At 67.9% G+C, this 12,418-nt stretch carries 9 protein-coding genes; 7 read left to right on the top strand and 2 right to left on the bottom strand.

Annotated elements, in window-relative coordinates:
- Positions 1–68: 68 nt before the first annotated feature.
- Positions 69–1,169, top strand: coding sequence for an Ig-like domain-containing protein (locus C5F44_RS08360; protein WP_181318222.1), 1,101 nt, complete (start codon positions 69–71; stop codon positions 1,167–1,169).
- Here C5F44_RS08360 and C5F44_RS08365 read toward each other — a convergent pair.
- Positions 1,139–1,543: an ArsR/SmtB family transcription factor gene (locus C5F44_RS08365; RefSeq protein WP_228156777.1), complete on the bottom strand. Its 405-nt coding sequence runs from the start codon at positions 1,541–1,543 to the stop codon at positions 1,139–1,141. The two genes, C5F44_RS08360 and C5F44_RS08365, sit on opposite strands and share 31 nt — an antisense overlap.
- Before the next feature lie 84 nt (positions 1,544–1,627).
- Between C5F44_RS08365 and C5F44_RS08370 the strand changes: the two genes are divergently transcribed.
- The 6 genes from C5F44_RS08370 to C5F44_RS08395 all read left to right on the top strand — a co-directional run bounded on the left by C5F44_RS08370 (position 1,628) and on the right by C5F44_RS08395 (position 11,612).
- A complete protein-coding gene (locus C5F44_RS08370) occupies positions 1,628–3,460 on the top strand; it encodes an ABCB family ABC transporter ATP-binding protein/permease (RefSeq protein ID WP_107673058.1) in 1,833 nt (610 codons plus the stop codon).
- Positions 3,461–3,566: 106 nt separating this feature from the next.
- Positions 3,567–6,923: a caspase family protein gene (locus C5F44_RS08375; RefSeq protein ID WP_181318224.1), complete on the top strand. Its 3,357-nt coding sequence runs from the start codon at positions 3,567–3,569 to the stop codon at positions 6,921–6,923.
- Between the two features lie 72 nt (positions 6,924–6,995).
- The gene (locus C5F44_RS08380) at positions 6,996–7,667 is read left to right on the top strand and encodes a hypothetical protein (RefSeq protein ID WP_107673060.1); all 672 of its coding nucleotides are present in this window, start codon (positions 6,996–6,998) and stop codon (positions 7,665–7,667) included.
- 50 nt (positions 7,668–7,717) lie between these two features.
- A complete protein-coding gene (locus C5F44_RS08385) occupies positions 7,718–9,103 on the top strand; it encodes an outer membrane protein assembly factor BamB family protein (protein ID WP_107673061.1) in 1,386 nt (461 codons plus the stop codon).
- A 43-nt stretch (positions 9,104–9,146) separates the two neighbouring features.
- A complete protein-coding gene (der, locus tag C5F44_RS08390) occupies positions 9,147–10,622 on the top strand; it encodes a ribosome biogenesis GTPase Der (RefSeq protein ID WP_107673062.1) in 1,476 nt (491 codons plus the stop codon).
- A 15-nt stretch (positions 10,623–10,637) separates the two neighbouring features.
- Entirely contained in the window at positions 10,638–11,612 is a 975-nt protein-coding gene (locus C5F44_RS08395; protein WP_107673063.1) for a glycosyltransferase family 8 protein, read from the top strand.
- An 8-nt stretch (positions 11,613–11,620) separates the two neighbouring features.
- On the opposite strand, the gene C5F44_RS08400 is transcribed toward C5F44_RS08395, so the two are convergent.
- Positions 11,621–12,370, bottom strand: a complete 750-nt coding sequence (locus tag C5F44_RS08400) for a glycosyltransferase family 25 protein (RefSeq protein ID WP_181318225.1) — start codon at positions 12,368–12,370, stop codon at positions 11,621–11,623.
- Positions 12,371–12,418 lie beyond the last annotated feature (48 nt).

Consider the following 12,418-nt stretch of genomic DNA (forward strand, 5'->3'; position numbering starts at 1 on the left):
CGGGAAAGGGATTGCCTTTCAGGGTAGTATCGGGGTTTCCTTGCAAGGGGAAGCCGGAGTGGGACGGAATGGCGGGTCGGGCAAGCTATGGCGCAAGTTTCGCGGCCGGCATGGCGACGGGGGCTGCGTTGGCGGCGGTGCTGGTGGCCACCTATTGGGGCCTGACCTGGCGCGACAACCGGGCGCCGCAGACCGAAGCTGCGCCCGCTGTGGCCGATGCTTCACCCCCGGCCGCGTCGCCCGCGCTGCCGCTGGCGGCGTCACTTGAGGGGGCGCCGGAGGGGCCGGTGGCCAGTGGACCGGCGATCGGCGTCTGGCGGGTTGAGCAGGACGGGACGGCCACCATTGCCGGCACCGCCACGCCGGGGGCCGAGGTGCGGGTCACGCTGGACGGGGTGACGGTGGCCCGCGGCACGGCCGGGGCTTCCGGCGAATTCGCCCTGCTGACCACCTTGCCCGCGACACCTGCGCCATCGCTGCTGACGCTGGTCGAGCTGCATCCCGACGGGCGCGAGGTGCCGGCGACGCAGATGGTGGCGCTGGGGCCGATTGCCGGGCCGTCCGAGACTTCGACGACCGAGGCACCGCCGGCGTTGCTGGTCTCGTCCGAGGGGGCAACCCTGTTGCCGCCGGACCCGGGCACGGCGCCTGCGACGGGGGTGACGGTGGAAACCATCGCCTATGCGCCCGGCGATGTGGTGCAGATCGGTGGGGCGGGGCAGGCGGGCCGGCAGGTGCGGCTTTACCTGGACAATGCCCTGAAGGCCGAGGTCACGGTGCCGGCGGGCGGGCGCTGGCTGGCGGGGCTGATCGGCATCGCGCCGGGGCTGTATACGCTGCGCGCCGACCTGACCGATGCGACGGGCAAGGTGGCGGCCCGGTTCGAAACCCCGTTCCGCCGCGAAACGCCCGAGGCGCTGGCCGAAAGCGCGCGGGCAACCCCCGCGCTGGCCCCGGTGGACGGGACCGAAGCGGCGCCCGCCGCGGGCGACCCGCCGCCCCCCGTCAGCGTGACGGTGCAGCCCGGCAATACGCTTTGGGCCATTGCCAAGGGCCAATGGGGCGATGGCGTGCTGTATGTGCAGGTGTTCGAGGCCAACCGCGACCGCATCCGTGACCCGGACCTGATCTATCCCGGTCAGGTCTTCGTGCTGCCCTCGGCGCCCTGACCTTCGGGCAGGCGGAAGGGCCGGCGCAGCCGCGCCTCGGCCGGGATGTCGGGCCGGTCGTGGCGGCAGCAGGCCACCACCTCGGGGTGTTCCATGCAGCAATCGTTCAGGAGATAGGCGATGATGGCGCCAAGGCCGGCGGCGTCGACGGCATAGATCACGTTGCGCGCCACCTTCTGCGACCGCAGCAGCCCCGCCTGTTCCAGCGCGGACAGGTGGAAGGACAGCCGCGAGGCCGAGAGCCCCAGCGTTCGCGCGATTTCGCCCGCGGGCAGGCCGCCGTCGCCCGTCTGCACCAGCAGGCGGATCAGGTCGAGCCGGTCGCCATGGGCCAGCGCGGACAGGGCGGCAAGGGCTTTACTCTGTTCCATCATTCAACTATTCATGAAGTCTTGAAACGTTGATACCCGGCGATGGCTGCAAAATCAACCGCCGTCGCGAACAGGACGAATTACCCGATGCCCCCCAGCCTTCCCCCGACCGATGACAAGCCCGCGCGCCCCGCTTCGGGCTGGCAGACCATGGCCCGTGTGGTGCCCTATCTCTGGCCCGAGGGAGAGACATGGGTGAAGCGCCGCGTGGTCATGGCGCTGCTGTTCCTGATGGCGGCCAAGCTGGTGTCGATCGTCACGCCCTATCTTTACAAGCTGACGGTGGACACGCTGAGCGCCGAGGGCGGGAAAGACCCGGTCTGGATGATGACGCTGGGCGCGGTGGGGCTGACGGTGGCCTATGGGATGGCGCGGCTTGGGGCGGTGCTGTTCGGCGAATTGCGCGATGCGGTGTTCGTGCGGGTGGGGCAACGGGCGCTGCGCAAGCTGGCGCTGGAAACCTTTACCCATATTCACCGGCTGTCGCTGCGCTATCACATCACCCGCAAGACGGGCGGGCTGAGCCGTATCATCGAGCGGGGGGTGAAGGGCGTCGATTTCCTGCTGCGCTTCATGCTGTTTTCCATCGGGCCGCTGATCCTGGAACTGTCCATGGTCTCGATCATCTTCGCGGTGGTCTTTGGCTGGCAATATGCGGTGGTGGTGATGGTGACCATCGCGCTTTATGTGACCTTCACGCTGAAGGTCACCGAATGGCGGGTGAAGATCCGCCAGCAGATGAACAATCAGGACACCGATGCCAACCAGAAGGCCATCGACAGCCTGCTGAACTATGAAACGGTGAAATACTTTGCCGCCGAGGGGCGCGAGGCCCGCCGCTATGACGCGGCCATGCAGGGCTATGAGGTGGCGGCGGTGAAGACCGGGCAGTCGCTGGCCCTGCTGAACGCGGGGCAGTCGTTCCTGATCACCAGCGGTCTTGTCATCGTCATGGTGATGGCGGCGCGCGGGGTGCAGGCGGGCACGCTGACCGTGGGCGATTTCGTCATGGTCAATGCCTATATGATTCAGATCACCATGCCGCTGAACTTTCTTGGCACGGTCTATCGTGAAATCCGGCAGGCGCTGGTGGACATGGGCGAGATGTTCGGCCTGCTGGGCCAGCCCGCCGAGGTGGTGGACCAGCCGGACGCCAAGGCGCTGGCGGTCAGTGGCGGCGAGATCGTGTTCGACGATGTGCGCTTTGCCTATGAGCCGTCGCGCGAAATCCTGAAGGGCGTGTCCTTCCGCGTGGCGCCGGGGGAACGGCTGGCGCTGGTCGGCCATTCCGGCAGCGGCAAGTCCACCGTGGCGCGGCTGATGTTCCGTTTCTATGACGTGACCGGCGGGGCGATCCGCATTGACAGGCAGGATCTGCGCGAGGTGACGCAAGGCTCGATCCATGCGGCCATCGGCGTGGTGCCGCAGGATACCGTGCTGTTCAACGATACCATCCGCTACAACATCGCCTATGGCCGGGACGGCGCGACCGAGGCCGAGATCGTGGCGGCGGCCAAGGCGGCGCGCATCCATGATTTCATCACCTCGCTGCCGGAAGGTTATGAAACCCGGGTGGGCGAGCGCGGGCTGAAACTGTCGGGCGGGGAAAAGCAGCGGGTGGGCATCGCGCGCACCCTGCTGAAGAACCCGCCGATCCTGATCCTGGACGAGGCGACCAGCGCGCTGGACACCCAGACCGAGAAATCGATTCAGGAAAGCCTGAACGAGATGGGGCAGGGGCGCAGCGTGATCATGATCGCGCACCGTCTGTCGACCATTGCCGATGCCGACCAGATTCTGGTGATGGAGGAAGGCCGGGTCATCGAACGCGGCCGGCACGAGGAGCTGGTGGCGCGCGGGGGCCGCTATGCCGCGATGTGGGCGCAGCAGGTGGCCGAGGAAGAGGCCGTGGCGGCCTGAGCCGGGGGGGAGGGTCTGGTCCTCCTGCCCTTGGTGACGGCATTTTTCCTTTGACCGGGCCGCGCGGGCTGGACAGATTATGCGCAGTGACCGAAGGGTTAACGCGATGCTGCGCCGCGCTTTCCTTGCCCTGTGCCTTTTCCTTGGCCTCGCTTCGGCGGCGCTGGCCGAGCGGCGCGTGGCGCTGGTGCTGGCGGCCGAGGATTACCGCAACCTGCGCCAGTTGGACAATCCGGTCAGCGATGCCCGCGCGATGGAAGAACTGCTCGACGGGCTGGGCTTCGAGGTGTTTCTGGAAACCGACCGCGACCTGAAGCGGATGCGCCGCGCACTGGAGGATTTCCGCGAGGATGCCAAGGGGGCCGATGTGGCGCTGGTGTTCTATGCCGGGCATGGCGTGGCCATCGACGGGGTGAACTACCTGCTGCCGACCGATGCCGATGCGGCGTCTTCCGCCAAGCTGAAGGAAACCTCGTTGCCGCTGTCCGAGGTGCAGGCGGTGCTGCATGATGTGGCCGATGTCTCGATCATGCTGCTGGACGCCTGCCGGGATGACCCGTTTGCCGGCACGGGCGGGGGCGGGGATGACAGTCGCGGCGCGGTGGCGCTGGCGGGCGATCCGCCCGAGGCGCCGAAGCCGACGCCCGGTCTGGGCCGGATCGGGCGGTCGGACGGGGTGCTGTTCGCCTTTGCCGCCGCGCCGGGGGAAACCGCTTCGGACGGGGAGGGCAAGAATTCGCCCTTTACCAGTGCGCTGCTGCGCCATTTCGGCACCAAGGGAGTGGAACTGAAATCCGCGCTGACGCTGGTGCAGCAGGATGTCTATGACCGCTCGCGCGGCAAGCAGCTTCCCTATATCGAAAGCGGTCTGCCGGAGCTGGTGTTCATCACCGACAAGGGCGATCTGCCCGAACGCGACCAGTTGCTGATGGCGATGGCCGGGCTGACCCCGGACCTGCGAACCGAGGTCGAGACGGTGGCCGCCGCCAATTCCATGCCGCTGGCCCCGCTGTATGCCGCGCTGATTTCCGGCGGGCTGGACAAGCAGAACCCCGACGACCGGCGGCGGATGCTGGAAGAGGCGGCGCGGTCCTACCATGCCTTCCAGTCGGAGCTGGTGAAATATGCCAGCGATGACCCAAGGGTGGCCGATCTGCGGGCGCAGGCGGAAGAGCAGCTCAGCCTTGGGGCGGTGGATGCCGCGCGCGCGCTGCTGACCGAAGCGGCCGGCATCGACAGTCAGGCGCGGGGTGCGATCAAGAACAACTATCTGACGCGCACGCTGTCGGAAGCCTCGACCCATCTGCTGAACGCCAATGCCGCGCGCACCGACCTGCGCTATGATCTGGCGATCGGCGACCTGACCAAGGCGGTCGAACTTTATGCCGAGGTGTCGGCCGATCTGCCCGACCGGGAAACCAAGATGGCCTATCTGCTGGCGCTGCAGGATCTGGGCGATCTTTACATGATTGCCGGCAACAGCTTCGGGGCGCTGGGCGCGCAGATGACGCGGTCTGAATTCGCGCAAAGTCAGGCCAAGGCCGATCCGCTGGATCTGGGCTGGACGCGCGAGGTGATCTTTTCGCTGAATGCGGTCGGCACGGTGCTGCAACAGCAGGGCTATCTGCGCGAGGCGGAAGAGGCCATCGTGCGCGGGCTGGAACTGACCCGGCTGCAAACCGACCGCAACCCCGACGACGTGGACCTGATGCGCGACCTTGAGGTGATGCGCAACAAGCTGGGCGAGGTGCGCTATGCGCTGGCCGATTACCCCGGCGCGCTGGAAGCCTATACCGAGGCGCTGGCGATTGCGGAGCGGCTGCTGGAGACCGATCCGACGCTGATCCTGTACATGCGCGATGTGAGCTTCACGCAGGAGCGCATCGGTGATGTCTATTCCGCGCTGGGCGACAATGCCCGCGCCCGCGATGCCTTTGACGTGTCGATGCGGATTTCGCAGCAGCTTGCCAACGAATTTCCCGACGACACGGATTTCGCCTTCAGCCTGTCGGTCGGCTATGAGCGGCTGGGCGACATGATGTCGGCCGAGGGGGATTACGATTCGGCGCTGGCGATCTTTTTCGAATCGCTGAAGATCCGCGAGGATCTGGCGCAGAAAGACCCCAACAACCTGATGCGGCAGCGCGATATGTCCGTGACCTATGAACGGATCGGCGACATTCATGCCGCGATGGGCGATGTGGGATCGGCGCTGATGTCACATCAGCAGGCGCTGGACACCCGCGAGCGGCTTTATGCCATCGACCCGTCGAACAGCGGCTGGGCGCGCGACCTGTCGGTGGCCTATATCCGCGTGGGCGAGTTGCACCAGCGCGAGGGCGACATCGACGGCGCGCTGCAATCCTATGAGAAGGCGCGCGATCTGCGGGCGTCGATCGTGGCGCTGGACCCGTCGAACCTGCCGCGGCAAAGCGATCTGGCCTATGGGATCGAGAAATCGGCGCTGGCGCTGTGGGCCAAGGCCGATGGCCCCGGGGCGCTGGCGCTGCTGGGCGAAACGCTGGACCTGCGGCGCCGGATCAGCGCGGCCGATCCTTCGGTGCTGCAATACCGCCGTGATCTGGGGCTGACGCTGCTGAACATCTCGGACATCCAGTTCGCGCAGGGCGATCCCGAGGCGGCGCATGGGGTGCTGACCGAGGCGGTGCAGATCGCCGAGGCGCTGGTGGCCGAGGCGCCCGAGGACATTGCCTTCCTGCGCGACCTGACGATTGCGGAAAACCAGTTGGTCAGCGCGCTGCTGAAACTGGGGCGGGCCCCCGAAGCGGTGCCGGTGGCGCAGGCGTCGCTGGCGGTGACCGACCGGCTGCTGGCGATGCGGCCCGATGATACGCTTTTCCTGCGTGACAGGCTGGTCGCGGCGAACCGGCTGGGCGATGCCTTCGTGGCGGTCAATGACCAGGCCTCGGCGGTTGAGGCGTTCCGGGCGATGGCGGATGTGGGCTATCGGCTGACCAAGGCGGACCCCTACAACACCGGCTATGCCAATGATTACGCGCTCGCGCTGGAACGGTCGGGCGAGGCCAAGACCGCCTTGCAGGACCATGCCGGCGCCCGACCCGATTTCGAGGCGGCGGTGGCGCTGCGGCAATGGCTGGCCGGGCAGGCGCCGGGATCGGTCATCGACCAGCGGGCGCTGGGCTATGCGTTGCAGAAGCTGGCCGACAGCTATTACTACCAGAACGCGCTGGACTCTGGCCGCCCCTATGAGGAACAGGCGCTGGCGATCCTGGCCTGGGTCCGCGATGCCGAGACCGGCAATGTCTGGAATGTGATCGACCTGGCCACCGCACATGCCCGCCTGTCGGGCTATCAGGCCGACCCCAAGCCGCAGATCGCCGAGGCGCTGGCGCTGCTGGAAGGCCTGCAGGCGCAGGGCCAGTTGCCCGAAGGCTATGAGGAAACCATCCAGTCTTACCGCGATGCGCTGGCCCAGCCCTAAGCGCGGGGCGGGGCTTGGCAACCTTGGGCCTTTGCCTGTAAGACGAGGGTCAAAGACGACAAGAGGCCCGCGTTGAGCAATAACGATAGCTTCATTGATGAAGTGACCGAAGAGGTCCGGCGGGACCGTCTGTTCCGGGTCTACAAACGCTATGGCTGGATCGGCGGCGTGCTGATCCTGGTGGTTGTCGTCGGTTCGGGCGTGATCGAGTGGCGCAAGTCGCAGGCCGAATCCTCGGCCCGGGGCTTTGGCGATGGCGTGATCGACGCGCTGGACATGAGCAGCCCCGAGGAACGCCGCGCCGCCCTGGCCGGCCTTTCGGTCAGCGCCGATCAGGCGCGGCTGCGCGATCTGATCCTGGCTTCGGACCCCACGGAAGACAAGGCGGGCGCCTTGGCGGCGCTGGATGCGGTGATCGCGGATGGCAAGACGCCGGCGGTCTGGCGCGATCTGGCGGTGTTGCGCCGGGTGGCCGTGGCGGGGGCCGATCAGCCGCTGGCCGAGCGGCGCAGCGCGCTGGAGGCGATTGCCGCGCCGGGGCGGCCCTATCGGGCGCTGGCGGCCGAACAACTGGCCCATCTTCTGATCGAAGAGGGCAAGGCGGATGAGGCCATCGCGGCGCTGAACACGCTGGCACAGGATCAGGATTCGTCGGGGGCCCTGCGGGCCCGCGCGGCACAGGTGGTGACGGCCCTGGGCGGAACGCCCGTGGCCGCAGGGAACGCCGCCCCGGCGGGCGGCTGAAGTCGGCCCGCAAGGGTGGCAGTAAAAACAGAAGGGGCGCGGGCGTGATCATGCGTCGGAACAGCTTGAACTCCACCGTCGCCCCCAAGGCGCGTGCCGCGGCCCTGGTGGCAACCGCGATGGCCCTTGTGCTGACCGGCTGCGCCCCGCGTGAGGTGATCCTTTCGGGGGAACGCTTCCCGGTCCGCGCGCCGCTGGAGGACAGCATCCCGGTGCAGGGCCAGCCGGCCCCGCGGGCACCGTCGTCGCAGCCCGCTTCGGTGAGCAAGCCGATTTCGCTGCCGAAGGTGCAGGTCAATGGCGATTGGGCGCAGCGCGGCGGCAATTCCCGCCATGCCGCCCCCCATGCGGCGCTGTCGGCCAGCCCGGTGCTGACCTTTGCGGTGAACATCGGCCAGGGGTCCAGCAAGCGGTCGCGGATTTCGGCGGCGCCGGTCGTGTCGGGCGGGCGTGTGTTCACCATGGATGCAGGTTCGGTCGTGTCGGCGGTGTCCACGGGCGGCGGTCTGCTGTGGCAGGCTGACCTTGCGGCGGCCTTCGACCGCGGCGCCGGGGTGTCCGGCGGCGGGCTGGCCGCGGCGGGCAACCGGCTGTTCGTGACCACCGCCTATGGCGAGGTTGTCGCGCTGGACAGCGCCAGCGGCGGTGTGGTCTGGCGCCAGCGCGTCGATGCGCCGGTGATCGGCGCCCCGGCGGTCGAGGATGGCACGGTCTATGTCTCGGGCCGCGACGGCAGCGCCTGGGCGATTGCGGCGGACAGCGGCAAGGTGGTCTGGCAGGTGTTCGGCACCCCGGGCAAGACCGGCTATCTGGGCAGCGCGGCCCCCACGGTGGGCGACCGTTCGGTGATCTTCCCGCAGGCCTCGGGCGAGTTGCTGGCGGTTCTCAAGGTGGGCGGTGGCACGCGGGTCTGGCAGGCCTCGGTCGCGGGCAAGCGGATCGGCCGCGCCTTCGCCATCACGCCCGATGTGACCGGCGACGGTGTGCTGGTCGGCGGCACGCTTTATGCGGGCACCGGATCGGGTCGGACGGTGGCGATTGACGCGGGCAATGGCGAAACGCTGTGGTCGGCGGGTGAGGGGGCCATGGGCCCGCTGGTCGTGGCGGGCGGGTCGGTCTTCCTGGTGAATGACGAGGCGCGCCTGGTGCGGCTGGATGCGGCCACCGGCGACAGCATCTGGTCGGTCGAGATGCCCTATTTCGACACCGACAAGGTGAAGAAGCGCAAGGCCATCTATGCCCATTACGGGCCGGTTCTGGCGGGCGGGCGGCTTTGGGTCGCCTCGTCCGACGGTATCCTGCGCGGCTTCAGCCCGACCGACGGCCAGCTTGTGGCCAGCGCGCAGATTCCCGGCGGGGCAGCCACCCAGCCGGCCGTTGCGGGCGGCACGCTGTACGTTGTTTCGGGCAGCGGGCAACTTCTGGCTTTCCGCTGACGCGGCCACGGTGTAAGGGGGCGGCTTTCAAAGGGCGCATCCCATGAGCTTCACGCTTGCCATCGTCGGGCGGCCCAATGTGGGCAAGTCCACCCTGTTCAACCGGCTGGTCGGCCGCAAGCTGGCGCTGGTCGATGACCAGCCGGGCGTCACGCGCGATCTGCGCGAAGGTGACGCGCGGCTGTTCGATCTGCGCTTCACCGTGATCGACACGGCGGGGCTTGAGGAAATCACCGACGACAGCCTGCAGGGCCGGATGCGCCGCCTGACCGAGCGCGCGGTGGAAATGGCCGATGTCTGCCTGTTCCTGATCGACGGGCGGGTGGGGGTGACCCCCAGCGACGAGACCTTTGCCGACATCCTGCGCAAGAAGAACGCCCGCGTTCTGGTGGGGGTGAACAAGTCCGAGGGCAAGGCCGGGGATTCCGGCGCGCTGGAGGCCTGGTCGCTGGGTCTGGGCGATCCGATCCGCCTGTCCGCCGAACATGGCGAGGGGATGGACGATCTTTATCACGCGCTGCGCCCCTTCGAGGCGGAATTCGCCCCGCGCGAGGCCGAGATCCTGCCCGAGACCGAGGTGGACATCTCGGAGGAGGAGGCGGAGCTGGAGGTGGACGAATTCGCCCACCGGCCCACGCTGAAGAAGCCGTTGCAGATTGCCGTCATCGGCCGCCCGAACGCGGGCAAGTCCACGCTGGTCAACCGCATCCTGGGCGAGGACCGCATGCTGACCGGCCCCGAGGCCGGCATCACCCGCGACGCCATTTCCATCCGCAGCGACTGGATGGGAACGCCGGTGCGGATCTGGGATACGGCGGGGATGCGCAAGAAGGCCCGCATCACCGAAAAGCTGGAAAAGCTGTCGGTGGCCGATGGCCTGCGCGCCGTGCGCTTTGCCGAGGTGGTGGTTGTCCTGCTGGACAACGAGATTCCCTTCGAGACGCAGGATCTGCGCATTGCCGATTTCGCGGAGACCGAGGGCCGCGCCGTGGTGGTGGCGGTGAACAAATGGGATCTGGAGACCGAGCGGCAGGAAAAGCTGGCCGATCTGAAAGAGATGTTCGAACGGCTGCTGCCGCAGCTTCGCGGGGCGCCGCTGGTCACCATCAGCGGCAAGACCGGGCGCGGCATGGACCGCCTGCACGAGGCCATTCTCAAGGCGCATGACACCTGGAACCGCCGCATCCCGACCAACCGGCTGAACACCTGGCTGGGCGCCATGACCGAGGCGCATCCGCCGCCCGCGCCGGGCGGGCACCGGATCAAGCTGCGCTACATCACCCAGGCCAAGACCCGGCCGCCGGGCTTTGTCATCAAGTGTTCGCGCCCCGATGAGCTGCCCGAAAGCTACAAGCGCTATCTGGTGAACGGGTTGCGCGACCATTTCGACATGCCGGGCACGCCGATCCGGCTGTATTTCCGCAGCCAGGGCGACGCGAACCCGTGGAAGGAACGCAAGTTCCATACCCCCAGCCGGTTGCGCAAGCATACCGACAAACCCAAGCTTGACAGGAAGTAGCAGACAGGCAGGCACATGCATATTGTGACCGGAAGTGACGAGAATTACGTCACGGGTGTCGCGGTTCTGATTGCCTCGGTGGCGCGTTTCGATCCCGGCACCGAATTTACCGTTCTAGATCATGGAATCTCGCCACGCGGGCGCGACATGCTTCAGGCCGTGGCCCGGCGCATCGGCTGCCCGGTCACGGTTCTGCCGGTTGATCCGGCGCGGCTGAGCGGGCTGTCGCGACCTGACGGCACGCATGTGACGCCCGCGGGATACCTGCGCCTGCTGATCCCCGAGATGCTGCCGCATCTGTCGCGGGTGATCTATATGGATTGCGACATGGTGGCCGTCCGCTCGATCGCCGGGCTTTGGGCGACCGATCTTGAGGGCAGGCCGGTCGGCGCGGTGCGGGATGCGGGGGTTGTGCGGTCCAAGCCCGAAGAGCTGATCGCGATGGACCTGCCGGCGGAGGCCTATTTCAATTCTGGCCTGCTGGTGATGGATCTTGATCTCTGGCGGTCCGAGGGGATTGCGGGCGCCTGTCTGGACTGGGCGCAGCGCCCTGACCGCCAGAGCCATTTTGCCGACCAGAGCGCGCTGAACCATGTGCTGCGGGGCCGGGTGACCTGGCTGGACGACCACTGGAACGTGCTGGCGCAGACGATTGAGCACGACATGTTCGACGGACAGGACTTGCCCGAGGATCTGGTGCCGGGGGTGCTGCATTACTGCGGCAAGCTGAAACCCTGGCGGGCGCCGGTGTTCCTGGGCAAGATCTGGCAGGCCCATGCCGCGCCGCTGGCGGACCTGATCCCGCCTGACACCTTGCCCCGGCTGACGCTGCGCGACAGGCTGCATCTGCTGGAGCGCCGCCGCCGCCGGCTGTTCGGCCTTGCGTTGCGGCGCCGCAAATATGTGAAGCTGCGGCAGATCGAACGCAGGGTCGAGGCGCGGATCGTTCGCCCCGCGCTGGACAGATTGGCGCAAGCCGCCCCGTTCTGAGCGGCCGCTCAGGACACCCGGCGCATCATCCGCTTGCGGGCCCACCGCCGCCAGTAGGCCGCGCTGAGGAACCGCTTTGCGGGCGGGCGGCGGGTGGCTCTGGGGGTGGCGGCCTGCTCTGCCTCGATCACCGTTCCGGCCCGTTCGGCCTCAAGCTGAGAGCCCTGGACCTGCGGTGAGGTGACCAGCATCGGCAGCGTGACCGCCGCGCCCAGCACCGCCACGTCGCAGGGCCAGTCGGCAACGCCGGCCAGCGGTGTGGATTCGCGCAGGACATGGGCGGCGGCGTCGCGGCTGATGCTGTAGGCCGAGGTCATGCAGGCATTGTGGCAAAGCAGCGCCAGCCGGACCCCGGGCAGATCGGGGTGCAAAAGGCGCGGGCGGGGCCAGCGCCAGACATCGGCGAACAGGTGTTCAAGCTGGATGATCGGGGCCGCGTCGTGGCAGCGGTTGCGCAGGAAGGCGGCAAAACCCGGGGTCAGGGTCGCGTCATCTTCCAGCACCACGGCGCCGGGCAGGCCTTCGGCGATGATCCGGCGATAGATCGCCTGATGCGACAGGGCGCAGGCGAATTCGCCATCGGTCATGCGCCGCCCCATGCGCAGGCGGGCGGCGGCGCGGTCGATCTGCGGCTCGTGTTCGGGCGGCAGGCCGCGGCGACCGTCGATCCCGTCATGGAAACGGAACGCCAGCCCCAGTGCCGCAAGCTGCGCCGAAATCCGGTGCCGCCGGTCGGTGGCATCGGGCAGGGAGAGCACGAAGATCGGCCAGGGCGATCTGTCCGGGGCAGGCGACCAAGGGGGGCT

This window comes from Fuscovulum blasticum DSM 2131 (genome assembly GCF_003034965.1).
In the GTDB taxonomy this organism is placed as follows: Bacteria; Pseudomonadota; Alphaproteobacteria; order Rhodobacterales; family Rhodobacteraceae; genus Pseudogemmobacter; species Pseudogemmobacter blasticus.

Coding starts and splice junctions, on each gene's coding strand:
- C5F44_RS08365 (WP_228156777.1), bottom strand. CDS start 1,543: ATGATGGAACAGAGTAAAGCCCTTGCCGCCCTGTCCGCGCTGGCCCAT.
- C5F44_RS08395 (WP_107673063.1), top strand. CDS start 10,638: ATGCATATTGTGACCGGAAGTGACGAGAATTACGTCACGGGTGTCGCG.
- C5F44_RS08385 (WP_107673061.1), top strand. CDS start 7,718: ATGCGTCGGAACAGCTTGAACTCCACCGTCGCCCCCAAGGCGCGTGCC.
- C5F44_RS08360 (WP_181318222.1), top strand. CDS start 69: ATGGCGGGTCGGGCAAGCTATGGCGCAAGTTTCGCGGCCGGCATGGCG.
- C5F44_RS08370 (WP_107673058.1), top strand. CDS start 1,628: ATGCCCCCCAGCCTTCCCCCGACCGATGACAAGCCCGCGCGCCCCGCT.
- C5F44_RS08375 (WP_181318224.1), top strand. CDS start 3,567: ATGCTGCGCCGCGCTTTCCTTGCCCTGTGCCTTTTCCTTGGCCTCGCT.
- der (WP_107673062.1), top strand. CDS start 9,147: ATGAGCTTCACGCTTGCCATCGTCGGGCGGCCCAATGTGGGCAAGTCC.